The sequence below is a fragment of the Mesorhizobium sp. M0910 genome, assembly GCF_040319465.1.
Taxonomy (GTDB): Bacteria; Pseudomonadota; Alphaproteobacteria; order Rhizobiales; family Rhizobiaceae; genus Mesorhizobium.
This window is the reverse complement of sequence record NZ_JAMYNZ010000030.1, coordinates 1-26500: the sequence shown is the minus strand read 5'-3', so window position 1 is coordinate 26500 and position 26500 is coordinate 1. Positions and strand designations below refer to the sequence as shown.

Below are 26500 nucleotides of genomic sequence, written 5' to 3'. Positions count from 1 at the left end.
GCCGGGATCATGCCTGGCGAACCGCCCGGATAATCCGCACCAGCTGCTCCTCATTGATATCGGCACCGGCGCGAATGACCACGCCACCCAGCTCGATCTCCACTGACGCAGACGCTGTCGGCGTGACCTCGACAAAGCCGAGCCGCTCCGCATCCCTGTGTGGCGTGACCGCACCGCTCTTGATCGCCTTGCTCCGCCAGCCGAACAGCTGGGCCGGCGCCATCCCCGCTTGTCTGGCAATGGCCGATACATTCGCGCCCGGCTTCAGTGTCGCCTCGATCAGCCGCGACTTCGCTTCCGCCGACCAGCGCCGCCGCGGACGCTGCGGGCTTGCCTCCAGTCGGTTGGCAACCGCTTCAAGAACATGGAAACTTCTATCATCAGGCATAGGCGCAGACATAGAAATTGACACTGCAAGCTCCTCGGCTCCTTGCTTCAGTGTCAGTATGTCTCGCTCATCACCTCAAGCCGCGCCAGATGGGGTCAGCTTGGCGCTTACGTTGGCGGCCGAAAGGGTAATTGGCTGAAGGCCAAGACGCTGAGCAGTCTGGACGTATAGCAGACCCGAGCCCATTGTCGTGCCTCCAAGTATGATCAGCGCTCTTGCCATTGGCTGTGGACCCCTTCTGTGCGTGCCGTGCGGCGGTCTGAAGGATTGTCGGCATCTTTGTAGCCGCGCTTGACCTCAGACCTTGCCCCGAGGCTACCATCGTCAACGATTTTGCGGCGTTAAGAATCTGCGAATTTTATTTCGAGTTTTGGAGTTTTGTCGCAACGGCTGCCGTTCAAAGCTTTGTGTGCGTCTTTGCAACGAGCCGCTCCGGCGCGGCGATCTGGCCTGTATTGGGTAGGCGTCGCGTTGCTTCGGCCTCAAACCTGCCAAGAAACTGGGCCGGCCAAGGCGGTCAAATCGTTGCAGGAGAAGGTACAATGTCGGCCTTTTCAATCTGCCACGCCCCCTTCATATTGGGCAAGAATGCGCGTCCTCGCCAAGCTTTGCCAGCTTGGCCGAACCGCAGCACGGGCAGGTTGACGGTGCGGCGATGATGGCACGCTCACGCGGACGACATGCCAGTGTCCGAGGCCTTCAGCTCCCGGGCCAAAGATCTTCGCCAAGTGCTTCTCCTATCGTCCACCTCATGAAAGTGGATTTTGAATCACCAGCGGACGCCGTCGTCACATCACAATGATCCATCGATCACAGGACGCGCTTGTCTTAGTCTGAGGTCGATTTCGGGCGCTTGCTATTGATCGTCTCGACCGATATCACTCGCCCCGTCTTCGCCGACGTGATCGCGGCGTGCATGAGAGCGAGACTGCCAATATTGTCACGCCCCAGGCTGGCGAACGGTGCGACCGTGCCGATCTCGACGGCGCGCGCAAAGGTCGCCAAGCTTTCTCTACGTCCGAAAGATGCCATCTCGGGAAGGCCGATCGGCACTATGCGGTGGCCGCGCTTTCGGATCCTGACGTGATCGCCGTCCAATGTGACATCACGGTCACCGCGGCAGGTCCAGATGATCTCGCCCTCGGCGCATTCCAAATGCCACTCGCCGCCATACGGCGTCTCCACTCCACCACTAAGCCAATTGCCGCGATAGGTGACGACGGTGCCTCGATCGAAGATGATCGTCGCAGCCGCTGCGGGCGGCTCTCTGAACGAACTCCCTTGCGGTTGCCAAGCGGTACAATATACCTGCCGGGGTTCCTGCCCGAGCACCATGCGCATCAGGTCAAAGTGGTGGATACCAAGATCCTCAAGAAGGGGCTGTCGTAAGGCGTAAAAAGGTTCATCGGCTGGCGTACAGTTCAGGAACCGCCGGAATTCGATGCGGACTGCGCCTACCGGTCCGAGTACTTGCTCTCTGACAAGCCGGGCAGCACTGATAGCTGCAGGAAAGAAGCGGAAGTTCTGGCTGACCATAAGTATTAGGTGATAATGGTCCGCCAAATCAGCGAGACGCTCCGCCTCGACGGTCGTAGACACAAACGGCTTCTCCACCAATACGTGCTTGCCGGCCTCCAGAGCAAGTTCAACAAGGGAAGCATGCGCCCGGACGTCCGCCGTAACCAAGACAGCGTCGGCATCGATATTGGAGAGTGCTGCCTCCAAAGTTGGGAAGCACCGGTCCGGGCGAGAACCCAGCCGCAGCTCCACTCGCTCCAGCGCCTCAGGATTCGGGTCGACCCAACCTACCGCCTCGACTTCGGGCACCTGAGGTACGACGGTCTCAGCCCAGTCTGCACCCCATTGACCAAGCCCAACCTGAACTATCCTAGTTGGCATGATACCACCTCCTATTTAGACTAGACGAACGTGCCTCCAAGTATGATCAGCGCTCTTGCCATTGGCTGTGGACCCCTTCTGTGCGTTCCGTGCGGCGGTCTGAAGGATTGTCGGCATCTTTGTAGCCGCGCTCGAACTCAGACTTGCTCCGAGGCTACCATCATCAACGATTTTGCGGCGTTAAGAATCTGCGAATTTTATTTCGAGTTTTGTTGCAATGACTGCCGTTCAAACTTGTGTGCGCCTTTGCAAAGCCGGACAGGGATGGAGTACACCCCTCACATGGAACATCTGTGTCAAGTGCGTTAAAACATGGCATGGTCCTCATTGGTATCGGTTCCAGGTTCCAAGCCCGACTACGTGACCCGGCCCGTTTTGCCGAGCCTCATCCACCTCAATACGGTCGCCGTTATTCCGGCTGCACCAACATCCCGCGTCCGGCGGGCAGGGCTCAGGTCGACAAAACCATTCTAGACTTCGGCATTTCGCCAGGGGGTGCATCGGTCTCGGCCCGGAACCGCCAGGGTTCTTGAGACCCTGGAGGTATCGGAAAGTGTAAAGAGATGAGCGAAACGTTAGGCCGTTTTCATGACCGCGCCCTCGATGACGACTCCCGATGTTACATACTTCCACAGTGCACCAGCAGCTTGCGCGTCAGCGCGACGATGGTCATCTTCTTCATGCGCCCGCCATTATGTTCGATGCGGGCCTTGAACCATTGCGCCAATGCCGAATTCGGCTGATGCCGCAACCACAGCCAGGCCAATTGGATCAACGTCGTGCGCAATCTCGGATTGCCCGCCTTCGAAATGCCTTGCTCGCGGTCGATCGAGCCGCTTTGCCAGTGCGTTGGCGCCAGGCCGGCATAGGCAGCAACTTGACGGCTGTTATCAAAATGCCGGAACAGTCCCTCTGACCAGAGGATGTTGGCAAACTCCGCGCCGAGCCCCTTGATCTCCACTAGCATGGTGACCGGCGACGGCTTCGTGTTGTCAGTACCCGCACAGGTCCTCGACTATGTCGGCCGCTATACGCACCGCGTCGCCATTTCCAACAATCGCTTCGTCGCCACCGAGGACGGCAAAGTCGCCTTTCGCTGGAAGCACTATCGGCGCGGCAGTCGGCAGAAGGTCATGACCGTCGCGGCCGACGAGTTCATTCGCCGCTTCCTGCTACACGTCCTGCCCGAGGGCTTCCATCGCATCCACTACTACGGCTTCCTCGGCAATCGCCACCGAACGCAAAAGCTCGCCTGCTGCCGCGACCTGCTCTGCATGTCGGGTTCCCGAGCCGTCGGATAGCCGATCCGCAAAGGACTATCGCGACCGCTACGAGGATCTCACCGGGCATTCCCTCAGGCAATGCCCCGCCTGTCGTCAAGGCCAGATGATCATCATCGAAATCTTCGACGGCGTCACCGGACGCCCGCCATACCAGGACACGTCATGAACCAGGGGCGTCGCCTTCGCTGTCATCAGCATCGCGCCGGCCCGCTTGGAAGCCAAACTGAGCCAGCCCCGCAAAAAGTGTGCGTCATCGCCGGCAACCTCTCCCAGGCAGGGCGCGGCGCCGATCCTCACATGCCGGAACCGATATCCGTGCCACTTTCGGCGCACGCCACGCCTTCAATCGCCGCGTCCGCGACCGCATCCGCACCGCCTCGATGCCTGTTCATGGGTGCGGCCCAATTGAAAGCCAATAGCGGCCACCCGTGCCGGCGGCTTAGTCCAACACGTTTTTAGCTCAGCGCCGCAATCCACCCTAGCGCACTCTCGCCACCCGCCTTTCTGTCGCGTCGCCAAGCTAATTTGCCAGTTCGCGAGCGCGAAGGGGTGGGCCTGGGGCGAGCAGCGCCTGCAGAAATGCCAGGACTTTGTCGTCGATCTTGTGGGGGCCGCGCGGCCCCGGCTTTGTCGGCATGAGCCCGGCAATCCCGGCCATGTCGAAGTTCACCTTGGCCTGGTATAGGTTGGCCTGGAAACGCCATATTCGTCGGAGGCCTCCGTCACCGACACCTTGTCGATAGTGACGCGATGCAGCATCTCGTATCTGACCTGCACGGTATCGTGGGGTCGAAGAACTCGCTGCCCCGAAACCTTGGATCGCGTACCTTCTCGAAAGTGCCCTCTTCGATGAGGACATCCGTCTTTGTGCGCTTGCTGTCGTACTTCGCAGGCATCGATGGCTCCAAGGACGTGAGCCGCGGCTCACGCCGCATGGTTACGATGGCTCCTTGCCGGACACCTGTGCGGATGAGGTCGATTCCCCGCATGTGGTCCAATGTAAACGCGAAAACCACTTCGGCCCACCCGTTAACTGCGGCGGTTCTTGCGATCGACCACGGGGAGAACCTTGAGCCCGGCGACGGTGCTCCTCGAGCAAGGGGCAGCGCAGCAATGCCTCGCCTACAGCCCCTGTCGCTCGGTTTCCTGAACGCTGTGTCGGCGCAGATCTGCGTCGCCAAGTTCAACAGATCGCGATGCTTGGCAAAAACGTCCGGCGCCGAACGCAATTGTCGGTTTTGTCGAGTTCGTGACACGGTGGTGGTCGGCTTTGTTTGCTGATCCCCTTCGTTTAAGTCTTTGAGCAATATGCAGGACATCCATTCTGCCGCTCCTTCTGCTCAGTTGGCACAATTTTTGAAATTCCTTGTAGCGAGGCAGCAGAAGCTGCTGGCGGCGGTCGTCAGAAAGCGCTCGCGTACTTGCGAAACACTTGGTCAGAGGACGCCAATGGACGAGAGAAGGCCTTCCGCGGCAAACGGCGAAGCTAAGGTGCGCGATGTGGACCTTTGGGAGAATGCATCGCGCAATGCGCTCAACCGGTTGGTACGCTGCCTTTTCGCCGAGCGTCTTCTTGAATCAGATGGTTTATTATGGGCTTGCGACAGCAACCAAGCTTGGCTGCCCCTTTGGCAGTCGCGCCGGGTGCTGCATTTCACCGATCTGCACGCTGCGCCTGCCGGAACTTTGCAAAACCGTGGTCGCATCGAAGTGCTGGAGGGAACCGGCACCCGGCAGCTTATCGATGATGCTTCTGATCTCATAACGCAGGTCGCACCCGATTTGGCGACTTCGCCTGCGTCGACGGCTTGGAGAATCTTTGCCGCGGCATTGATAACAGCATCAGCAACGACGTCCTGGCGCGTCGCTACCGGAAGCGCTGGAGCGCTGCACTGCGAGGAAAAATAGTTGAAGCAGACGCCCAAGGGTTCCTCGCCTATATTGCTAATACCCTGCCGCCGCACCTTGCGGCCATGACGCTCGATCAGTGGGGTGCGTTGGAAGGTCACCCCTTTTTATCCGACGTGGAAGGCGAAGCCTAGGCTGTCGCCCAAGGAAGTGATTGCGTTGTCGCCTGAGTTCGGTGCTCGTGTGCCGGTGCGCGTCACAGGGCTTCGCAAGGAGTGGGTTTATGTGGAGAAAATGCCGCATGTCGGCAGCTATTCGGAATGGTTCTCACAACAGTTTCCCGACCTCTGGCACAAGTGGGTCGAAGATTTGGGCCAACGTGGAAAGTCGCCTGAGGACTGGCTTGCTATGCCCGTCCATGGCTGGCATCTTGAGAAATTCGTGCGTCATGAATTCGCGTCCGAGATTGCTTCGGGTGTTTTCGACCCCAATGGCCCTGAGGTCCTAACGTTGCCCTCTATGTCCTTCCGGACGATGCTGCCGGACACAGAGGAACCGAGGCCGTTTATCAAGCTGCCGGTGGCAATCTGGCTGACGAGCGGAGAGCGTACTTTGGGGGCAAAGTGGGTTTACATGGGGCCGCGTTTCAGCACCCTCATATCCGATATCCTGTCAAAGGAGAAGGATATCCACGGAAAGCTAGAGATCTTCACCGAAGAGCTGGGCGCAATCTTGCACCACCCGGAGACGGGCGACGAGCACGCGGGCCGCCACGTTGAGGCACCCGACCCGGACATCATCATGAGGCACTCGCCCTCGGAAAGGACCATGACCCCGCGTCGGCCGAAATATTCTCTACGTCCGGGCCGCATAATCATGTATGCAGGTTGTCGACTTTGACCAGTCTGGGTAATAGTAGCTACCCAAACATCATGGATAGGCCGTTGAGCGAAGCCGTTTGGGCACCTCGGATGGTCTGCCCGATCAAGCTGATCTGGAGGAAGATACGGATGAACATACCCGTAAAAAAAGCAGCGGCGGCGCAAGAGACCACGGTTCCGCGAGAAGCCGGAAGTACCAGGGTCTATACCGAGCTTCGTCACAACATTCTTAGCATGGTGCTGCTCCCGAGCGCCCCATTGGATGAGGTAGGGTTAGGAAAACGCTTCCAACTTTCGCGGTCCCCTATTCGAGAGGCCCTAGTGCGCCTTGCGAGCGAGGGATTGGTCGTTACGCTTCAGAACCGCAGCACGATTGTAGCTCCTCTCGATTTCCGCAGCGTGCCCGAATATCTGGATGCTTTGGATCTTCTGCAGCGCGCTACCCATAGGTCAGCTGCCATTTGCCGCTCGCAACGGGATATAGAGGAGATCGAAGCTACACTTGGGATATACGAGAAGAAGGTCAAGCTCAGTTTCGCTAACGGCGACTGGTTGCCTATCATCGAAGGCAACTACGATTTTCACTACAGGATCGCGCAGGCGGGCCGCAATCAGTATTTTGCCGGATTTTACAAGCGGATTCTCGAGGAAGGGCGACGGATGCTCTACTTTCATAATGAATTCCTCTTCAAGAGCCTCGGTTCCACAGAAGCGCGCCTAAACCAGCACCATCGAGAAATGGTCGAAGCCATCCGCGTTCAAGATGCAGACGAGGCCGAACGCCTTGCCGACGAACATGCGAGGCAGTTCAAGGGGGAATTCCTGGAATACATGGAGCGGAGCATCACCTCGAAAATGAGAGTCGCTACCTGACGGGAGCCCTTTTCAAGCTTGTCGCTTGACTGTCGACTTAATGTCGAGTTATACCGTTTCGATCGACAGCGGCACGCGATCTTTGGCCGGCCACCTTGAGGGATTTTCATGGAAGATGGCGCGGAGGATCCCGCAATATGTCCGCTCCGCCGAGGGCGCGGCCAAGCTCAGTCCGCAATGGCCGTGGCCCGCCGAGTAGAATATCCCCTTCGCTCTGGATCGTGAGATAACCGGTACCGAATCCGGTGTCGAGGGCAGGCCTGACCAAGGCTTACGACCCTGAGTGCACAGGTGCGGAAAAGTCCGTTCCGCAATTTTTTCGATGCGATCGAAATAGGCTTGTTTCGGCTCGGGATTTAGTACGGCAAATACGGCCCAGCCACCCACCCTGAGACCGCTTGAAAGGGCTCGTCGATTCGTATGATGTGGTGACGAACCTGTTTCAAGCTGCGATTGGCAGCGGCGCCTCAATCGCGTCGCGCACGCCGGCGGCCTTGTGGGCGGGCAGGTTGTCCATGACGACTACGTCGCCCTCCGACAATGTCGGGAGCAGCACCTGCTCGACACAGGCCAGGAACACGTTGCCGTTCATGGCGCCGTCGTACACGAAGGGCGCAGTCATACCCGTCAGCCGCAGCGCTCCGGTGAAGGTCGTGGTCTTCCAGTGGCCATGCGGCACACCGGCCCGGCAGCGCTTGCCGCGCGGCGCTCTTCCACGCAGGCGGGTCATCTTTGTGGACAGGCCGGGGTGAGTAGGCCGGAGGGATTTCACCTGCCGGCCTCTCGCAGAACTGTGCGTGAACCTCTCGATTCACACCGCTCCCATCAGGCAAACGTATTCGTTCCAAACGCCTTCCAGTGCACAAACAGTCCTGGATTTTCCCGCGCCAGCTTTCTCACGAAGAGGCTGGCACGCGTCTTATGGGACTGAAAGCGCTTGAACTTCCGCATGATCCACGCCCTGAGCTTCCGGTTGACGTAATCAGCCAGAGTGGACAGGGCCGAACGGCTGTAGCGGCCATAATAGGCTATCCATCCGCGAAGGAGTGGATTGAGCTGTTGGGCGATTTCAGCCAGCGTCTCCGGCGTCTGCCGCGGGATGTCCAAGCTTTTGATCGTGGCCCGCATCGACTTCATTGCCGTTGGGCTGGCCGCAGGCGTGTAACCACAGAAGAACTCATCTCGCCGTGTGTTCGCCACGCGTCGCGAGCCTTCAAGACCCGCGACCGAAGATCCCCGCTCAATGCTCTTCCCATCATCCACCTCCATCGCAGTGAATGTTGAATCAGCACAAAACGCAGCCGTCACATCATAATCGATTCATTGATCACGGGACGTGCTCTAGATTTCCACCAGGAACGCCGGCGTCCACAGGATCAGGGTCACGGCGGCCACAAGCAGGAACGTTGAGCCCCAGCTGGCCTTAGGTCGAAGTAAGCGAGTGAAGAGGCGTATCAGCTTGCGCGTCTCAGCAATACCTCGAGAAGCCCGAGGCGCAGAGCCGGCGGCCTTCCCGTGGCCGGTGCCGATAACATGTCGCCGCCGACCGGCGTCCGAAGAATGTGCTGCCGCGGAGCGGCTCCCTACGCACTCCCTACGCGCGCCCCGCTTGAAATATGTGCGCCGGTCTGGTATCCAGCGGCTCAAAGCGAATTGTCGTCATTATGTAGACAATGCTGAGCCGAGAGTTATCCGCCAGTTTGAGGAGCCCGAATGCGCTGGAGCAAGACCTTCACGATGGTGGAAGCACACGCCGAAGGAGACGTCGGTCGTGTCGTCACTGGGGGTGTCCTGTCGATTCCGGGCTCGACCATCCTCGACAAGCTGCTTTACATAAACAACGTCGATGACCGGCTGCGCCGCTTCCTGGTGAACGAACCCAGGGGATGCGCGCAGATGAGCACAAATCTCCTGTTGCCGCCGGTGCATCCCGAGGCCGACGCCGCCTTCATTATCCTGCAGGGCGACAAGGCGCATGCCATGTCCGGCTCCAACAGCATCTGCCTCGTCACGGTGCTTCTTGAGACCGGCATTCTCGAGATGAAGGAGCCCGAGACGGTCGTCACCATCGAAAGCGCGGCCGGCCTCGTCAAGGCCGTTGCCAAATGCTCAAACGGGAAATGCGAGCGCGTCACTCTCGACATGCCGCCGTCGTTCCCGCTGCTGCTGGACGCCGAGGTGGATGTCCCAGGTCTTGGCAAGGTGGTGGTAGACATTTCCTATGGCGGCGTCTTCTACGGGCTCATAAATCCCGATCAGTTCGGCCTGAAGCTCACGACCGAGAACGCGAGGAAGCTGGTCGATCTCGGCTGCCGTGTCCAGCGGGCCATCGACACCCAGCTTGACGTCCGGCATCCGGAGATAGCCGGTCTGAGCGGGCTGTCCTACACGATGTTCGTCGGCTACGACGACGAGGGCCGGATGAAAGGCGTCACCGTCGTCCCTCCGGGCCGCGTCGACCGTTCGCCATGCGGCACGGGCAACAGCGCGCGACTGGCGGTCATGTATGCGCGCGGCCAGTTCGCGGAAGGCGAGACGCAGATCGCGCGTTCGATCATCCACAGCGAATTCGAGGTTTCGATCATCGGAACTACCACGGTAGCTGGAAAGCCCGCCATATTGCCGAGGATTTCCGGGCGCGGTTGGATTCACGGCATCCATCAGATCGGCGTCGACCCAACCGATCCCCACCAGCTTGGTTACATGGTGTCCGACTGCTGGGGCGACGCCTTCGACCTGCTCAAGTAACGTCGCGAAACTCGTCGTCCATCCGCGGCCAGAGCCCTGTTCAGGACGTCACGATCTTCACTTTTGAAGCGATGGATCGCTTCAGAAATTGAAGGACGTTCCCCTTGAACTAGGCGGCGTGCTCTGCGCCAGTTGCTCGGCGGATACGGTTTCCTCGAGACGCGCTTGGAGAAGCGGCCCGCTCTCCCCGTCGTGTGGGAATTACCGAGCGCAGCGGATGCTGGCTTCCGCAGGATCGGGTTGTCGCATATCCCGAAAGTTTATGTCGGCGACTCCGGAGGCCGACATGCGGCATTTCGACGTCACCGCTCCAACCGTCCACCAGATGGTGCTGACCTTGGAAAAAGCCGGGCTCATCACACGGGTGCCCGGAGCTGCCCGAAGCATCCAACTTCTGGTTCCTCCGGAAGCGCTTCCTATCTTGCGCTAAAACAACCCGTCATAATCTCTGTGCAAAGGTACACTTCGACGGCTACACGCGCAGACGCGCCTATCTTGTCCTTGACGAACCGCCCGATCACTCCCACGCACTGGCATCGGCTGTTTTAAGATCCGGCTATAGGCGTAGATGAAGGCCAAATACTGGTCTTGAAGCTGCGTAAAGCGCGGCTTGGCGCAGCTAGTAGTTCGCCAAGTGACTGACTCATTTCCGGATTCATCTGCACCTACACGCTGAAGGAGGTGCAGGTGAGTATAAAGTTTTGTGTGGACCTTAGCCAATCGGACGTGATCAACTTGACGCCCTGTTGAGCGGGGGGCGCCACGCGACGCGCAAAATAAAACGCGCGCAGATCCTCTTGGCCGCGAACGACGGCGTGAGCGACGAGGTGTCCCCGCAACCTTGAAGGTCTCAGGATCGACGATTTATCGGACCCGGCGCCGCTTTGTGGAAGCGAACCTGGAGGGAGCGCTCACCGAGGAGCCGCGCCCCGGCGATGAGCGCAAACTATCGAGCAAGGAGGAGGCGCTTTCGGTGGCGACCGCCTGCTCAAGCCGCCACCGGGACGGGCCCGCTGGACCCTCGAACTCCTGGCCGATGAGATGGTCCGGCTCACCGACCATGAAGAGCTGTCTTCTGAGACTGTCCGACGACGGCTGGCGGAGAACCATCTGAATCCCTGGCGCAAAGACATGTGGTGCATCCCCAAGGTCGACGGGGAATACGTCGCCCGCATGGAGGATGTGCTCGACCTCTACGCCGAGGCGCCCAATCCCCAAAGACCTGTGGTCTGCTTCGACGAGAGCCCGTCCCAACTCATCGGCGAGGTGCGTGAGCCTATTCCCGCCAAGCCGGGCCAGCTTGAGCGCTACGACTGCGAATATCGCCGCAACGGCACCGTCAATCTGTTCGTCTTCCTCGACGCCCACCGTCCCTGGCGCCGGGTGAAGGTCACCGACCCGCGCACTAACCAAGACTTCGCCGAGTGCATGCGCGAGCTGGTCGACGTCGACTATCCCGACGCCTCGATCATCCGGGTGGTGATGGACGACCTCTCCACCCATTCAGCTGGGGCGCTTTACGACGCCTTCCCCGCACCGGAGGCTCGCCGGTGCTGAAGCGGCTTCAGTTTCACCACACCCCGAAACACGCCAACTGGCTAAAAATGGTGGAAATCGAAATCGGCGTCCTGCGCAGCCAATGCCTCGACCGCCGCATCGACGACAAGGAAACGATCCTCGCCGAGGTCGCCGCTTGGCAACAGCAGCGCAACGCCGAAGGCGCTCAGATCCAGTGGATGTTCACCACCGAGAGGGCTCGCGAAAAACCTCCGCAAAGCCTATCCCGTCAAGGAGTGATAATCACTGTACAACGGAACTAGTTGGCGCGGTGCTTGTCTTGGTCTGGTGGCGCGCAATCATCGTACACATGACTCGGGGCCTCGTTTGGGGGGCCCTTCAGCAGATTTTCTTCTTGGCACGGATCAACTCTGCAGCGACACCTTTTCCGTGCGCTGCGTCCCGCGTCGGCGGAGGGACAATTTGGCTTAACGGCGAGCCGACCAGTAATGAAAAGAGCCCCTCCTGAGGGCCTACACCCAGCGCGAGCTCGCCGGGCCAGGATAACAGAGACGGCGAATGGATCGGGTTGAACGACCTGGGGCCTGCAGTGCATCGCCTCCATTTGGGAAACGGCCAACTCTCCAAAGAGACCCCAGGCAACATGACGGGCGATGACGCTGCCTTGAAATGGCTAAGGACAGCCCCATGAGCTTGAGAAATGGCTGGCTGGCGTGACCAAGTTTGACGGTCGATCCGGCCTGCAGCAGGTCCAATCCAAGCTGAACAATCAACCGGTGATGGATGTCGCGGCCGGCGTAGCACCATCAGCGCCGGCAGAGCCGACGGCTGGATTCTTAGCGTTTGAACGGGAGACTATAGTGGCTCGTGTTGTATTGGTTCGGCATGAAGATGGTCTGAGGGCGACCGGGTCATTGAATTCTTCCGGGCGCACGGCGTCCTCCCCCATCGGCGGCCGAACACATTGGCTTTGGCGCGCGGTTGACCAGGACGGATATGTTCTCGATGAGATTGTTCAAACCCGCAGGAACACAAAAGCCGCCAAGCGGTTGCTGATCCGACTGCTGAAAAAGCAAGATCTCCCACCCAAGCGCATCATCACCGACAAACTGCGCTCATATGGTGCGGCCAAGTGTGACGTCATGCCAGCCGTCGAGCACCGATCCCACAAGGGAATAAACAATCGAGCGGAGAACTCGCATCTACCTTTGCGAAAACGAGAGCGAACGATGCAGCGCTTCTGATCGCCTGGGAGGTCTGCAGCGTTTCATTAACATCTTCTCGGCACTGCGAAATCTCTTCGTCCCACTAAGCTCCAAAAACTCAGCGCTGGCCATCCATAATCACCGCCGCAAGGCCATGGCGGAATGGAAGCCATGACCGGAATGTGGGCCTGAATTAGGTCCCGCTGCTCAATGCTGACCTTTTTCAAACATGTGACAGCACGCCACCAAGTCCCCAATGGATCGGCTCCGACAGTCGTCCTAATGGCACAACCAACCAGTGATCGGCCAATTCTGCTGATTTCCCTCCAAAAAAGCATTTGACAGTAGACGACAATATGTCGACAATTATATGTCGAAGTTGAGCCCGCGTGCGACGACTTTTCCAAGCCTGCTCGTGGGAGCGGCCTTAGACAAGCTTGTCAGAATGGAGAATTTGGAGAGGACGTTCTGTATGAACGACAGGAACACTGTGCAGGCGTTTGAGACATCGGAGTATCGCGCTCGCTGGCCCAGGCCTATGGCGAAGGTGACCCCACCGAGGAGTTCGCTCCCGCTTTTGAGCGTTGTCTTGCGGCTGGCAGACCGGTCTTCATCGAGATGTGTATTGATGAAGAGGCCATTCAAACACGCTATTCGCTGACCGATCTCAGAAATCGCTGTGAGGCAAAAAGGTAATGTCGTTTTTCGCGGGAGAAGCGACATTTGAACCGGCATCACCAGACGACCGGCAATTCGAAAACCCCCCATCAGAGAGGGAGATGGAACAGGCCCAGCGTCGTCTTCGCATAAATCGATGAAAGGGAGGATCCAAGATGTACGAAATACGATCAGCATTGCTGACATCGAGCGCTATGAGGCGGCACCGATGCGTAGCGGAGATGATGGGTACGCGGCTCTATTGTGAAGAACCCGGCTTCGAGCACAGCCGTGCTGCGGACGCCAACCAAGCTGAGAAAGGGTTGACTGACATGACTATTCGGTTCTTTCGCACGGTCTTTGCCGCTGTCCTGTTTCAAGGAAGCATGCTGCTTGTTGCGCCAGGCGCGGCGCTAGCCGACGACGCCATCACAGCGTCTGTGAAGACTGACCCCGCCATTCACGCCCTGCTGCCAAAAGCCATTCAAGAATCTGGCGTCATCAAATTGGGCACTGACGCGCACTGGCCCCCGTGTGAGTCTTTCGCGGAAGATGGCGTTACGATGGTCGGATGGGAGCCCGACCTTTGGGACGCGATTGGCCAAAAACTCGGCGTGAAGGTCAAGCCGACTTCGATCGACTTCGACGGCTTGCTGCCCGGCCTAGAGAGTGGCCGTTTTGACGTTGCCTTGGAATGCATTTCCGATACGCTCGATCGGGAAAAGAAGTTTATGTTCGTCGATATTTCGGTTGCGACCGATGTGGTATTTGCCCTGGAAGGCAGCTCGGTTTCGGCTGACCCGCTTTCCCTTTGCGGCTTGAAGGCAGGTGTGCAGAAAGGCACCAGCTTCACGATGAGCATTGATAACATCCTGGATCCGCTATGTCTGAAAGACGGGAAGCCGGCTATCGTCAAAAGCATGTTCCCGTCCATAGACGCCGTGACTCTCGCCTTGGCTTCTGGCCGGGTCGACTTCATGTCGAATGATGCATCGGCTGCGGCCGACATGAAGAAAAAGGTCGCTAGTTCCAAGATGTATGTCATCGATGTGCTTCCAAAGAATTTTCAAGGATTCGTCCTGCTACCGGAAAGCAAGGAGCTGGCAGCGGCACTATTGGCCGCGACCAAGGCCTTGATCGCCGACGGCATCTATGACCGCATCCTGGACAAATGGGATCTTGACGCTGTTAAACTAAAGGAGCCCGGGATCAATCTAACGTCCACTGGCGCTAAGCCGAAGTAGGATTGCCAAAGGGCGCGGAGGGGAGGGCACAGGCTCTTCCGTCCGTCGGCCGGCTCGCTTCTGTAAGCCGAAAGCTGAGGTTAGTATGCCGCACCGAATTTCAAATATAACGAGCGATACGCACCTCCCCGATGGGATCGACATCAGAACGAGAACTGGAGGGGCCATGCCAACCCGTCGGACCGCTCCCCACCTACCTTCCGGAGGTCCTGTTGCTGGCGCGACGTCGACAATTCCGGAACACGAACTTGTCGTGGTCCCGGTTCGGAACATGGGTCGATGGATCGCCGGTGCGCTCATGGCTCTTGTCGCGATTTGGTTGGGCTGGAGCATAGTAAATAACCCGAATTTCGAATGGAATGTCGTCTTCCAATACCTATTCTCGCCCATCGTTCTGGCCGGCTTGGGGTTGACGCTTTGGCTGACGGCAGCGGCAATGACGCTTGGGATCGGTCTCGGTATCGTCATGGCTGTGATGCGAGTGTCCCCAAATCGGTTCTTGAGCGTTCCCGCCACATTATATCTTTGGGTCTTCCGTGGAACCCCAATCCTCGTTCAGCTCATATTTTGGTACAATCTCGCCATTCTCATACCAGTCGTCTCGATCGGCATTCCCTTCGGTCCAACTTTCTTTCACGGATCCGCGAATGATCTGATCACGCCCTATACGGCAGCGCTTCTCGGTCTCGGCTTGAATGAAGGTGCGTACATGGCCGAGATCGTGCGAGCTGGCATTCTATCGATAGACTCGGGCCAGCAAGAGGCAGCCAGGGCGCTCGGAATGACGCCCGCGCAGATACTTAGACGCACCGTTTTGCCGCAAGCCGTTCGGGTCATCGTTCCCCCCACCGGTAACGAGACCATAGGGATGCTAAAGACCACTTCGCTTGTCAGCGTGATCGCGCTTTCTGATCTGCTTTATTCAGTACAAACTATCTCGTCCCGCACCTTCCAGACGATCCCGCTGCTGCTTGTAGCTTGCCTATGGTACCTAGCGATGACGACGGTTCTGTCATTCATCCAAGGCCGGATTGAGAAGCGGCTTGGCCCCAATCGTCAGCTTCCTTCACGCTCATGGTGGTTTTTTGGTCGATTAGCGAGGACCGTAAGATGAACCAGCCGATGGTCGCGGCGACCCAGGTCTGCAAGAGTTATGGTTCTGTTTCTGTCCTGAAGGGGATCGATTTCAAGGTAGCGTCGGGAGAAGTCGTGTGCCTGATTGGGCCCTCGGGCTCCGGCAAATCCACTTTCCTGAGATGTATCAACCATCTTGAAAAGATCGATGCCGGAACTCTTTCCGTCGACGGCGAGCTTGTCGGATATCGCCGCAAGGGCAACCGGCTTTACGAGTTGCGGGAAGATGAGATTGCGGCCAAGCGATCGCAAATCGGTATGGTCTTCCAGCGCTTCAATCTGTTCGCCCATATGACTGCGCTTCAAAATGTGATTGAGGCGCCAATGCAAGTCCAGCATCGCCGCCGTAGTGAAGCTATAGAGGCCGGGACTGCGCTCCTCGAACGCGTCGGCCTGGGGCACCGTCTTTCAGCCTATCCCGATCAGTTGTCGGGTGGACAACAACAGCGTGTCGCTATTGCCCGAGCTTTGGCGATGAAACCGAAGCTGATGCTTTTCGATGAGCCGACGAGCGCTCTCGATCCCGAACTGGTCGGCGAGGTTCTCGAAGTGATGCGCGACTTGGCCGGCGGCGGCATGACCATGATTGTTGTAACTCACGAAATGCGCTTTGCCAGGGACGTAGCCGATAGAGTGGTGTTCATGGACAACGGTATGGTTGTTGAGGCCGGCCATCCGGAGCAGATTTTCGGCAACCCCTGTCATGAGAGGACGCGCGCGTTTCTGTCAAAAATCATCTGAAAACAATATAAGCAGATGCGGCTCGTGCTCCAATCGGCGTAATTCGTTCACGGCCGGCCTTGCGCATCCGCTCTTCGGGCTTGATTAGTATTCGTACGCAGTTAGGTATCGCGCAGCTTGCTTCGACACTTAATGAGCACCTTGAGAGAAGGCAGCTTCCCAGGTAGCAGCCCGACCTTATGGAGATTAACGCATGAGGTATGCGTCGCACGGCCCCGCTTCGCCACTGTTCCGGCCTGGCGGCTTTGATGGCAACTTCTCGTTCGAGGAGCTTGCAGTATGCGCCGCCTACACCCCTTTGATTCCGCGTGTTTCTGAACATTGAGGTTTCTGCCAGAAGGTTTTCGGCAGGAGCTGGAGATTTGGCATGGCGGATGGGGAGGGATTTGTTGGGCGATGCGAATTTGTCGAGCCTCGTCGTGGAAACCGACGATGGCCCAATGATCTGAAGGTGCGGATTGTCGCGGAGAGCCTTCAATCCGGTGCGCGGGTTGTTGACGTTGCGCGTCGTCATGATCTCATTGCGCATCAGCTTTCGGACTGGCGCCGGCAAGCGCGTGAAGGGCTTCTGACCTTGCCGGCAGACCTGATGCCCGCCTTACCTGCCGTGGAGAGCGGGGCTTTCGAGCCTGCCTTCGTGCCCCTGGCGATTACGACGGGTCGAAGGAAGCTGCCGATGCTTTGCCGGTCCCGGAGCCGGTCGAGGCCTCTTCGGGGATCGTGACGGTAGAAATAGGCGCAGACCTGGTGGTGAGGTTTCCCGGCGATGTGCCGGTTGACCGGTTTGCGGCCTTGGTGCGCGCGATGCGAGGGGCGGCATGATCGTCGCGGGCCAACGATTACCGATCCTGATCGCGACGCGCCCGGTGGACTTCCGCTGTGGTCATCAGGCGCTGGCCTTGATCCTGGAACAGGGTGGTTTTGCCTGGCCCAAAGTGCAGGATGGAACGATGCGGCTGTCGCGGGGTCAGTATGAAGCTTTGAACGATCACGCATGTTGATGCCCCTCCTGGTGAGGCTGAATGATTCTCAGATCAAGGTGGCTGATGGTGTGGTTGCGGAGGTCGCGGACCGCATTGATCACGGGAGGGGAGTTTTGGAACAGGTAGGCTCCGGTCAGCTGACGGTCGATCAGGAGGCGCTTCTGCCTGACCTGCCCATAGATCCAATTGACGGGGATGTTCAGTCGTGCGGCCAATTGTGTGGCGCTGAGCGAAGTGGACTCGTGGGTCCAGCGGTTGAGCTGCGTCGTTATCCTGATCCCGGCACCGAGCCGGATCCGCTGCACCGTGATCGGCAAGACCTTATCGGCGCAATAGGGCGAGCGGTGCCCCTCCCGGGTGAGGAGGGTGGCAATCTCATAATCAGGCATGCCGGCTCTCGCGAGATCGAGCAGACGGGCGCGCATTTCCTGACCATGGGTGAGCTTGGTGATGGAGTTGACGCTCATCTTCACGTCAAGTTCAGTCACTGCGCCGCCTCGCCAGATGATCCTGACCAGAGCAACGTCGTGCTCGCCGCGATCGAGAACGACCTTTTCGATCAGGCACCGCAATAGCGCCTTGCGATGAGCATCCGTCGTGGCGCCGTTCGCCCAGATCTGCGGCAGGCGGCCGGACAGGATGACGATCTTGCTGTTGAGGGCCCTGCCCAACGCCATTTGCGTAACGGGCTCGGCCGAAGCTTGCCGGGCAAGCGCTTCCTCGGCAGCACGGACTTCGCTCAATGCAGCTTCCCACCGACGCTCGAGTTCGCCGGCGACAAGACGATTGTCGGGATCGACGCGGTTGAACTGCCGCTCTGCCAGCGCCGCAGCATAGCGCTTGCGCTCAAGCTCACGCTCCGCGCTCGTGCGTAAGGCCTTGTCGACCTGCTGCTGTGTCCGTCGCGCCCGCGACAGCACATCAATCTCGGCGGGCCCCAGCGCCGTCAAGAATGCGTCGGCGACGGCGGCATCCACACGTGAAGCACGGATGTGCTGGCATGCCGGCAAGCCCGTGTGGGAGCGCAGGTGATTGCACAACAGCGAGATCCGGATCTTTGACAACTACCCCGCTTGGATCGCGCACCAAGCCGACCGGCAGCGTGAGGGCAAGCTCGCCGCGCTCGGCCTTGGCAAGCAGACCCGCCGTCAGACGGCTGCGCATCGTATGCAGCTCAAGCTCTGAGATTGTTCCCTTCAGGCCGAGAAGCAGGCGGCCATTGGCGCTGCCGGGATCATAGACCCCATCGCGATCGGCAATGAGGCAGCCGCGCACGCCTCAGATATCCAGGAGCGGGTACCAATCGGAACAGTTGCGAGCAAGCCGCGTCACGTCGATCGATAGGATCAACCCGATCTCGCTGAGGCCAACCCGTCCGACAAATTCCTTAAAACCGCTCCGTTTTGCAGCGGAGGCTGCGCTCAAGCCGAGATCGGCATCGATGACATCGATGTCGGCATCATGCCAGCCGAGTTCGCGAGCGCGTTGGCGAAGCGCGTACTGCAGCCGCAGGCTCTCTTGGTTGCTCACTACCTGGTGTGGCGTCGACTGTCGGACGTAAATAACCGCTCTACGCGCCAGATGGGTTGGCTTGACCAGTTCGGACTTCGCGAGCCACCTCCGCCAGAACCGCGGCGACGTCGTCGAGGATTTGACGCCGCAAAGCTGGTGGCAGCGTCGCCCACAGGCTCTTGGGGTCTATGGTCATGACCTTCGAGACATTCCGCCACCGCGACAAGATCCCGAACCGCCTCGACGCTCAATTTACTCTGATTCGTGTCCTCTACATACTTCTGCGTTGCTGCCACCGCGATCAGCAATGTTGATCCATCACGATGATCGACTTCATATGATGGTGGAAAGTTGCCGCCTCCATGCGCCACTCTCCGGATCACGCGGAAGGATCGCCTGTAAAGCGGATGATGTGGGTCCAGAACCCGGATCAGCTCACCCGATGATTCGTCAGACTCACCAGCAGGGATATTCCTGGATCCCTTCGTTCGAAGGTCTCGACTGGCGACGCGTGGTAGCGCAGCGGGTAGCGCCGCCGACTGCGAGCTGAAGGAACTGATCGAGAAGCTGGAGAGCCAGGTTCAGGACTATCGCCGCACGAAGGCGATGAATCGCCACGTTGCAAGCTGCTGACCATCGAAACCCATTGACAAGACGAAAAAACGACAATATGTCGACAATATTGAAGGCTGGAAGGCCGAGGTAGAGCAAGCGCGCGTCGACCTTCCCAAACCTATTCCGGCCTTCACATGGATGGATTTTTCCAATGCAGATACCTCAACTGAACGGCATCCTTACGGCCCTCGCCACCCCCTATGACGATAGCGGCCGTCTGGACCTGAAGGCCTTGAACAAGCTGGTTGAGTTTCTCCTCTCCAGCGGCGTGCATGCCCTCATTCCCGGCGGCTCCACCGGCGAATACTATTCCCAGACACTCGAGGAACGGAAAGCCGTCCTGGCGCGCGTGGCCAAGGTTGTGAAGGAACGCATTCCGCTTTATGTCGGCGCCAACAGCATGCGGCCCGAGGAGACGATTGAGCTCACCAAATTCGCCGAAGGCCTGGGCTACGGGGCGCAGTTGCTGGCGGCTCCGCCCTACTCCCTACCGGGAAAGTCGGAACTCATTGCGCATTTCCGCAACGTCGCGAAGAGCACCTCGCTGCCGATCATCCTCTATAATTTCCCCGCCCGCACCGGCGTGGACATGGACAGGGAGTTCATCGAAGGCGTCCTCGATATCAGGAAGATCTTCGCCATAAAGGAATCGAGTGGTTCAATCTCCCGCTACTACCAGCACATGGTCCTCTATCCCGAACTGCAACGCGTCTGCGGCTTCGACGACCAGGTACTTGACCAATTCCTGTGGGGCACGCGCTCCTGGATCGCCGGCGCTTCCAACTTCCTGCCGGCCGAACACGTCGCCCTCTACAACGCGTGTGTGAAGAAGGAAGACTTCCTGCTCGGGCGCAAGCTGATGAAGGCGATGATGCCTTTGATCTACCTGCTGGAGAACGGCGGGAAGTTCAATCAGTACGTTAAATTTGGCGCGTCGCTCGCTGGCATTGCGATCGGCGACGTCCGCGCTCCGCTGATGGGCCTTTCCGATGCCGAGCGCTCCGAGTTCCGCAAGCTCTACGAAGACCTCAAGTCGCAGAACATCACCTCCTGGGTGCATTGAAAGTACCCCAACCGGTTGAGGACATAAGATGACCGTCAATATCAAGATCCCGGCGACGTTCGAGACGCGCCCGTTCATCAATGGCAAATATTGCGGCACGGAACGCGGCGAAACGTTTGCGACTTTGAACCCTGCCACAGGCAAGGAATTGGCGCAGGTTTGCTCGGGCGATGAGGCCGACATCAATAAGGCCGTTGCAGCCGCGCGCGCTTCTTTCGAAAGCGGGTCGTGGTCGCGCCAAACCCCGCGCGACCGCAAGAAGACGCTGCTGCGCTTCGCCGACCTGATTGAACAAAACAGCGAAGAACTCGCGCTGATCGAGACGCTCGACTGCGGGAAGCCTCTGAACGATTCCCGCAACGTCGATCTTCCCGACAGCATCGAGACGCTACGCTGGCATGCCGAGGCGACCGACAAGCTCTACGACCAGATGTCTCCCGCCCCGGTAGACGTCGTTTCCATGATCGTGCGCGAGCCGGTCGGGGTTGTCGGCGCGGTCCTGCCGTGGAACTTCCCGCTGTTCGTCGCCATGTGGAAAATTGCGCCTGCGCTCGCGGCCGGCAATTCCATCGTCATCAAGCCGGCGGAACTGACCTCGCTCTCGCTGCTGCGCCTTGCGGCCATCGCCGCCGAAGCCGGCCTTCCCGAGGGCGTGCTTAACGTCGTGCCAGGCATGGGCCCGACCGCCGGCCGCGCGCTCGGCCTGCACATGGAGGTCGACTGCATCAGCTTTACGGGTTCCGGCGAGGTCGGCCGCTACTTCCTGAAATACGCCGCCGAATCGAACATGAAGCGCATCGTTTTGGAATGCGGTGGCAAGAGCCCAGCAATCGTGCTCGATGATGTGACCGACTTCACCCCCGTGGTCGAGCAGATCGCGGCCGGTTTCTTGTTTTGCCAGGGGGAGAACTGCTCCGCCGGCACGCGCCTGATCGTCTCCGAAAAAATCCGCGAACCTTTGCTCGCGAAGCTTAAGGAAACCGTCAAGACCTGGAAGGTCGGAGATCCGCTGGATTCCGCTACAAAGATCGGCGCCATGATCGAGGAACCGCATATGCAGAAGGTCCTCTCTTACATCGAGAAGGGCCAATCCGAGGGCGCGAAGCTGACGCTCGGCGGCAATCAGGTATTGAAGGGCACCGGCGGCTACTTCATCGAGCCTACCATCTTCGAAGGCGTGACGAACGACATGGTGATCGCGCGCGAGGAAATTTTCGGCCCCGTCCTGTCGGTCATCAGCGTCCGTGACGACGCCGAAGCCGTGCGCATCGCGAACGACACCAATTACGGCTTGGCGGCGTCGCTCTATACGAACGATCTCAACCGGGCGCATCTGATCGCAAGGTCGATCCGCGCCGGCACCGTTTCGGTCAACTGCTACTCAGAAGGCGATTTTGCGGTCCCCTTCGGCGGCTACAAGGAATCCGGCTTCGGCGGGAAGGACAAGGGCTTCGCCGCCCACGACCAGTACACCGAGACGAAAGCTATCTGGATCCAACTGCGCTAGTCGGCGCAGGGTCCAAGTGGACGGCATGGCCGCCGGAGCCGCCCCGGCCCGGTCATTCCAGTGGGGATCGGAAGCATTCGCGTCAGGGACATCATATGCTCGACGATACAAGCCAGGACAAAGATCGGCTCGCCGCCCGGCTCTCGGCGCGGGAGCCGGTCTTCTGGACCAACCCGGCCTTGGTGCGATCGCATGACCCCGGTGCGTATCGGGGCGACATCGCTGACGCGCAAGGGCGTTTGCGTGGCGCCCGGTACCATCTCCAGGTTGCTTTTCCGGGGATCGGCCGGTCCGACTTCGTCGAATCCCAGCTCGTTGCCCCCGAAGATCTCGTAAAGCGCTGGAACGCTACACGCTGGCTCGTCGACGCTGACAATTCCCTGCCGATTGCCGGGTCGACTAAGGTACGCGAAGAAATCTCTCGCCCGGTGCTATCGGCAATCGAGATCATCAAAGTCGCAAACGACACAAACTGCGGTTTGGCGTCGCAACTCTACACCGACAACCTCACGTCGCCCACCGTGTTGCTAAGGCAATTCCCCCAGGAACCGTGTCAGTCAAATGCTTTTCTGAAAGCGACCTCGCCGTGCTGTTCGGCGGCCACAAGGAACTTGGCTTCTAGGGTCGGGACAAGGGCCTTGCCGCGCACGATCAATACTCCGAACAAAGGCGATTTGGATCCGCCTTCGTTGACCCGTTTGCGCAGCCTTCTCAAGGCGCATGTGCCCTGGAAACAAAAGGATCGTCCGCCCTGTACGGGCCACTCAACAAGGAGACTAGTATGAGCACTCTGGAAGGCGTCTGCGTACCCATCTGCACTGCGTTCAAGGACAATGGTGCAACTCTCGACATTGCGGCGTTCGAGGCAAACCTCGATTCCCTTGTCGAAAACAATGTGCACATCATTGCGGTCAATGGCGGCACCGGTGAATTTCCGTTCCTGTCAGAATCCGAAAAACGCGAGTTGGCCGAAGTGGTCTGCAGACGCGTCGATGGCCGCGCCAAAGTGGTCGTCCAGACCTCGGCGATTCGCACCGAAGATGCAGTGGAGAACTCCAAGCACGCCGAAGGCCTGGGCGCTGATGCGGTCCTGGTCCTGCCGCCTTACTTCGAAGGCCCGGGAGAAGACGGGGTGCGTTGGCACTATGAACAAATCGCCAAAGCGATCAAAACCCCGATCATGGCCTATAACATCCCGGCCTATACCCAGTTCGACATCACTCCGGAAATCTTTGCCCGCTTCTCGGAGATCGACGGGGTAGATTACATCAAGGACAGCACCGCCGATCCCAGCCGCATCGAAAAGCTGGTAGGGCAGGGCGCCAAAGTGTTCTGCGGCTGCGACTTTCTCAACTTTTTCGCGCTCGTGAACGGCGCCGCCGGTTTGTTTACCGGGTCCGGCAACGTTGCGCCCGCGCAGATCCGTAAGCTCTGGGACCTGGTGAAGTCGAAGGACTACGAGCAGGCGCAAAAGGTCTGGAAGACGCTCCAGCCGATCAGCCGTCTGCTCTGGACGCTGCCCTTCAACCCGGTCGCTAAGGCCGGGAGCGAGATGACCGGCCGTAGGGTCGGCCTGTGCCGCAGGCCTGTGCCACCGCTGAAGGCCGATGAGATGAAGCTGGTCGAAGCCGCAGTCGAGGCGCTTTCGGCCTGATCCCAAAATCCGGGCTGCCCGACATCGGGCGGCTCGGAGCCTCTGATTCTCCGGTTCCGATGACCCGTCCCCATTCCCTCGCCGCCTTTCCGCATGAGGCACGACGCAGCCTTTCCAGTGGGCCGGTCATGCTGGTCGACCTTGCTCCCATCCAGCGCAACTTTCGCAAGCTGGCGCGGATGACGAGTGGCACCTGTGCCGCCATCGTCAAGGGCGATGGCTATGGCCACGGGATGCGCGAGGCATCGCGAGCGCTACAGCGCATTGGCGCAGAGTTATTCTTTTCTGCTCGTTTGGAGGATGCTTTGACGCTGCGCGCCGATCTTGGCGCTGGACCACGTATCGCCGTCCTCGACGGCGTTTCGCCGGCGGATATGGCCGAGACCCGGGCGCGGGACATCATTCCCGTGGTCAACTCGCTGGAGCAACTTCATGTGATCTCGGCTGTGGCAAAGCAGACCGCCCAGAGGAGCCCGGCCTTCATTCATCTTGATACAGCCATGAACAGGCTTGGTCTTGCCCCCGAGGATGATGAGCGTGCCGAGCCCTTGCTCGCGTCCTGCAGTGTTCAGGCCTACATGACGCATTTCGCCTCGGCCGACGATGTCGATCTCGATCTTTGTCACCTTCAGGTATCCAGACTCACCAAGCGTGCTATGCGCTTGCCCAGCGCGCCACTTTCCATTGCGAATTCCTGTGGTGTTTTTCTTGGAAGCGAACTGCACGGAGACATTATCCGTCCCGGCAAATCGACCTTCGGAATCAATCCGCTTGCTGATGCTGATAATCCGATGGAACAACCTGCGACCATACTCGCGCCTGTGGTCCAGATCCGTACCCTGAAGAAGGGCGATCCAGTCGGTTACTCCTGCACCTGGCATGCGCCTGAACCGCGACGAATCGCAATTCTCGCCATTGGCTACGCGAACGGATTCATGCGCGACAACAGCAACAGGGGTTATGTGGTGTTCGGCGGGCTGCGCGCGCCCGTAGTCGGCCGCGTCTCAATGGACCTGACAGCCGTCGATATCTCGGCATTTCCCGAAACGGCAGTGCATGTCGGGGCAGCGGCCGAAATTGTCGGCAATACGATCACCTACCGGCAAGTCGCAGAAACCATCGCTACGAACGAGCACGAAGCGATAATTGCGCTTGGCCGGGGCTGTAAGCGCTTCTTCGTGAATGGAGAGGGACATGTTTAGCCTCAGATTTTCAAGCGAGCGCTGCAGAACCGCGGTGCCACGGCTTTTCATTTGCGATGTCGATCGAACCCTGCTGACGCATAGTCACGTGTTGCTCCCAACCGTTTCGGCGGCGGCTCGGTCGCTACATTCGGTAAAGCTCCCCCTCATCCTGGCATCAGCGCGATCACCTGTGGGGTTGGAACGCGTGCATGCCGATGTTGGTGCATCGGACATGGTTTGCTGCTTCAACGGCGCATGGATCGGAGCGTTCTCATCCAGAACTGCACTGAAGGAAGCGCGACTTGATCGCGAAACAGCGCTTGAAGCAATGACATCGGTTCACGACCTCGGCGGGAGCCCTATCTGGTTCGATTTGGAGACTTGTTTCGTTCTTGAGTCCGATGAAGCCGTCGCTAGACGGCGCACCGATGTCACTGGCGACCGTCTTCAACTCATCAGCACACCAAACGGGGCACCGAAAGCCCCTTTCAAACTGCTTGGCACTTTCCCCGAAGAGACAATCGAAACTTCCGTTTCGCTTCTATCAAGCAGGTTTTCCGGCGCGCTCACGGTAGCGCAATCGGGTCCCAATCTTGTGGAACTGGTCGCAAAAGGCGTTCAAAAGGACGTCGCCGCTGCATTTATCGCGAGCGAGTTTGGTCTCGGTGCAAATGACGTTGCTGCAGCAGGTGACTCCGATAATGACTTAGGTCTGCTTTGCTGGGCAGGGTTGGCAATCACCGTTTCGAACGCCAAGCCGCACGTTCAAGAAGTTGCAGACATCGTGGCACCATCTTGCGACGTTGGCGGAATGGCTTTGGCTTTTGAGTGGGTGGTTGCAAGCACATCTAGAGCACGTCCTGTTTAATCCGGTTCATAGCCTGTGGCTTTGAAGTAGTTGGCACATTCGGCTGGGGTGAAGCGATCGAGACCGCGTCCCACTGAGCATACTGGGCCGCAATGGCAGACGACGGGATCGGCGAACGCGCCGATGTCGCGGCATTGTTCACCTGCCGATTTTTCTAGTACCCGCTCGATCGTCCTGGGATGAAGCTCGATATCGAGTTCGCGGCGGGACCAGCTTCGCTTGGCCCATTCATTTCGCGGACTCCCCTCCAAAAAGCATTTGACAGTTAACGACAATATGTCGACAATGATATGTCGAAGTTGAGCCCATGTGCGATGACTTTTCCCAAGCCTGCTCGTCGGAGGGACCTTGGGCGGACGCGAGAATAGCGAAATTAGGAGAGGAGGTCATGAATGAACGACAGGAACATTGTGCAGGCGTCGATCAAGACCCCAATCAGGATACCTGCAATATGACGATTGCATCCATACTCAACCCGGATCTGGTCGTCTCGCCCATCGAGAATAGTCCGCACTGGAATCTATCGAACCAGCGCCGGCAAGGTTTTCAGAACCTGCATACTGTGGCCCGTTATGTCACGTCACTGCGTTCGCCGCGCGTGCTGCCGTTCAGGAAAGATATTGACTGGACTATCGCGGATCGACCAGATGTCGCGCGGTTTCGGTCGTTGCCGCATTTCTCCGGTTTCGTCGTGG

Annotated in this window: 23 protein-coding genes and 6 pseudogenes; 20 read left to right on the top strand and 9 right to left on the bottom strand. The window is 58.8% G+C overall.

The features are described from left to right. Positions 1–7: 7 nt before the first annotated feature. The 3 genes and pseudogenes from NKH78_RS31810 to NKH78_RS31800 all read right to left on the bottom strand — a co-directional run. On the bottom strand, positions 8–388 hold the full coding sequence (locus tag NKH78_RS31810) for a transposase (RefSeq protein WP_245274633.1): 381 nt from the start codon (positions 386–388) through the stop codon (positions 8–10). Between the two features lie 828 nt (positions 389–1216). Beyond that, positions 1217–2287 (bottom strand): Gfo/Idh/MocA family protein, encoded by a 1071-nt coding sequence (locus NKH78_RS31805; protein WP_352885101.1) that lies wholly within the window; start codon positions 2285–2287, stop codon positions 1217–1219. Positions 2288–2862: 575 nt separating this feature from the next. Next, positions 2863–3266, bottom strand: a pseudogene (locus NKH78_RS31800) (transposase); the annotation flags it as partial. Between the two features lie 19 nt (positions 3267–3285). Here NKH78_RS31800 and NKH78_RS31795 point away from each other — a divergent pair. Then, a pseudogene (locus NKH78_RS31795) lies at positions 3286–3736 on the top strand (IS91 family transposase); the annotation flags it as partial. On the opposite strand, the gene NKH78_RS31790 reads toward NKH78_RS31795, so the two are convergent. Continuing rightward, on the bottom strand, positions 3664–3867 hold the full coding sequence (locus NKH78_RS31790; protein WP_352885103.1) for a hypothetical protein: 204 nt from the start codon (positions 3865–3867) through the stop codon (positions 3664–3666). The pseudogene NKH78_RS31795 and the gene NKH78_RS31790 overlap by 73 nt on opposite strands. A 1011-nt stretch (positions 3868–4878) precedes the next feature. On the opposite strand from NKH78_RS31790, the gene NKH78_RS31785 reads away from it, so the two are divergent. From NKH78_RS31785 to NKH78_RS31775, 3 genes are all read left to right on the top strand, one after another. Beyond that, complete coding sequence (locus tag NKH78_RS31785; RefSeq protein ID WP_352885100.1) at positions 4879–5478, top strand: hypothetical protein; 600 nt, start codon at positions 4879–4881, stop codon at positions 5476–5478. A gap of 84 nt (positions 5479–5562) precedes the next feature. After that, entirely contained in the window at positions 5563–6318 is a 756-nt protein-coding gene (locus NKH78_RS31780; RefSeq protein ID WP_352885099.1) for an IucA/IucC family protein, read from the top strand. Between the two features lie 44 nt (positions 6319–6362). Next, positions 6363–7172, top strand: coding sequence for a GntR family transcriptional regulator (locus tag NKH78_RS31775; protein WP_352885098.1), 810 nt, complete (start codon positions 6363–6365; stop codon positions 7170–7172). Positions 7173–7220: 48 nt separating this feature from the next. Here NKH78_RS31775 and NKH78_RS31770 read toward each other — a convergent pair whose 3' ends face one another. The 3 genes and pseudogenes from NKH78_RS31770 to NKH78_RS31760 form a co-directional block, all read right to left on the bottom strand. Next, positions 7221–7643 carry an FAD-dependent oxidoreductase gene (locus NKH78_RS31770; protein WP_352885097.1) on the bottom strand — a complete coding sequence of 141 codons (423 nt, stop codon included), beginning with the start codon at positions 7641–7643 and terminating at the stop codon, positions 7221–7223. Beyond that, positions 7639–7917: pseudogene (locus NKH78_RS31765) on the bottom strand (transposase); the annotation flags it as partial. The pseudogene NKH78_RS31765 and the gene NKH78_RS31770, both read right to left, overlap by 5 nt. 80 nt (positions 7918–7997) lie before the next feature. Further along, the gene (locus tag NKH78_RS31760; RefSeq protein ID WP_352885095.1) at positions 7998–8480 is read right to left on the bottom strand and encodes a group II intron maturase-specific domain-containing protein; all 483 of its coding nucleotides are present in this window, start codon (positions 8478–8480) and stop codon (positions 7998–8000) included. Positions 8481–8885: 405 nt separating this feature from the next. Here NKH78_RS31760 and NKH78_RS31755 point away from each other — a divergent pair, with 405 nt between their 5' ends. The 8 genes and pseudogenes from NKH78_RS31755 to NKH78_RS31720 all read left to right on the top strand — a co-directional run bounded on the left by NKH78_RS31755 (position 8886) and on the right by NKH78_RS31720 (position 17420). Further along, on the top strand, positions 8886–9920 hold the full coding sequence (locus NKH78_RS31755) for a proline racemase family protein (RefSeq protein WP_352885094.1): 1035 nt from the start codon (positions 8886–8888) through the stop codon (positions 9918–9920). Between the two features lie 687 nt (positions 9921–10607). Beyond that, positions 10608–11740 (top strand): annotated as a pseudogene (locus NKH78_RS31750) (IS630 family transposase). Between the two features lie 645 nt (positions 11741–12385). After that, positions 12386–12818 (top strand): annotated as a pseudogene (locus NKH78_RS31745) (IS6 family transposase); the annotation flags it as partial. A 727-nt stretch (positions 12819–13545) separates the two neighbouring features. After that, positions 13546–14544 carry a transporter substrate-binding domain-containing protein gene (locus NKH78_RS31740; RefSeq protein WP_352885092.1) on the top strand — a complete coding sequence of 333 codons (999 nt, stop codon included), beginning with the start codon at positions 13546–13548 and terminating at the stop codon, positions 14542–14544. Positions 14545–14815: 271 nt separating this feature from the next. Further along, entirely contained in the window at positions 14816–15658 is an 843-nt protein-coding gene (locus NKH78_RS31735) for an amino acid ABC transporter permease (RefSeq protein WP_352885091.1), read from the top strand. Then, positions 15655–16419: an amino acid ABC transporter ATP-binding protein gene (locus NKH78_RS31730; protein ID WP_352885090.1), complete on the top strand. Its 765-nt coding sequence runs from the start codon at positions 15655–15657 to the stop codon at positions 16417–16419. The genes NKH78_RS31735 and NKH78_RS31730 overlap by 4 nt, the downstream gene beginning before the upstream one ends. A gap of 367 nt (positions 16420–16786) precedes the next feature. Continuing rightward, positions 16787–17241 (top strand): annotated as a pseudogene (tnpA, locus tag NKH78_RS31725) (IS66-like element accessory protein TnpA). Continuing rightward, positions 17238–17420, top strand: coding sequence for a hypothetical protein (locus NKH78_RS31720; RefSeq protein WP_352885089.1), 183 nt, complete (start codon positions 17238–17240; stop codon positions 17418–17420). Before tnpA ends, NKH78_RS31720 begins: the two are co-directional and overlap by 4 nt. Here the strand turns inward: NKH78_RS31720 and NKH78_RS31715 are convergent. Then, entirely contained in the window at positions 17408–18379 is a 972-nt protein-coding gene (locus tag NKH78_RS31715; RefSeq protein WP_352885088.1) for a hypothetical protein, read from the bottom strand. The two genes, NKH78_RS31720 and NKH78_RS31715, sit on opposite strands and share 13 nt — an antisense overlap. Before the next feature lie 55 nt (positions 18380–18434). On the opposite strand from NKH78_RS31715, the gene NKH78_RS31710 reads away from it, so the two are divergent. Further along, positions 18435–18587, top strand: a complete 153-nt coding sequence (locus tag NKH78_RS31710) for a hypothetical protein (protein ID WP_352885087.1) — start codon at positions 18435–18437, stop codon at positions 18585–18587. A gap of 93 nt (positions 18588–18680) precedes the next feature. Here NKH78_RS31710 and NKH78_RS31705 read toward each other — a convergent pair whose 3' ends face one another. Then, positions 18681–18932, bottom strand: coding sequence for a recombinase family protein (locus NKH78_RS31705; RefSeq protein ID WP_352885086.1), 252 nt, complete (start codon positions 18930–18932; stop codon positions 18681–18683). Between the two features lie 748 nt (positions 18933–19680). Between NKH78_RS31705 and NKH78_RS31700 the strand changes: the two genes are divergently transcribed. The 7 genes from NKH78_RS31700 to NKH78_RS31670 form a co-directional block, all read left to right on the top strand. Continuing rightward, positions 19681–20592 carry a dihydrodipicolinate synthase family protein gene (locus NKH78_RS31700; protein WP_352885085.1) on the top strand — a complete coding sequence of 304 codons (912 nt, stop codon included), beginning with the start codon at positions 19681–19683 and terminating at the stop codon, positions 20590–20592. A gap of 28 nt (positions 20593–20620) precedes the next feature. Next, a complete protein-coding gene (locus NKH78_RS31695) occupies positions 20621–22099 on the top strand; it encodes an aldehyde dehydrogenase (RefSeq protein WP_352885084.1) in 1479 nt (492 codons plus the stop codon). Between the two features lie 95 nt (positions 22100–22194). Next, positions 22195–22884, top strand: coding sequence for a PALP domain-containing protein (locus NKH78_RS31690; RefSeq protein WP_352885083.1), 690 nt, complete (start codon positions 22195–22197; stop codon positions 22882–22884). Then, positions 22881–23753 carry a dihydrodipicolinate synthase family protein gene (locus NKH78_RS31685; protein WP_352885082.1) on the top strand — a complete coding sequence of 291 codons (873 nt, stop codon included), beginning with the start codon at positions 22881–22883 and terminating at the stop codon, positions 23751–23753. Before NKH78_RS31690 ends, NKH78_RS31685 begins: the two co-directional genes overlap by 4 nt. Positions 23754–23881: 128 nt before the next feature. After that, positions 23882–24955 (top strand): alanine racemase, encoded by a 1074-nt coding sequence (gene alr / locus NKH78_RS31680; protein WP_352885080.1) that lies wholly within the window; start codon positions 23882–23884, stop codon positions 24953–24955. Next, entirely contained in the window at positions 24936–25805 is an 870-nt protein-coding gene (locus tag NKH78_RS31675; protein ID WP_352885079.1) for an HAD hydrolase family protein, read from the top strand. The genes alr and NKH78_RS31675 overlap by 20 nt, the downstream gene beginning before the upstream one ends. A gap of 388 nt (positions 25806–26193) precedes the next feature. Beyond that, positions 26194–26500: hypothetical protein (locus tag NKH78_RS31670; RefSeq protein WP_352885078.1), on the top strand; the 307-nt coding region annotated here is incomplete at its 3' end.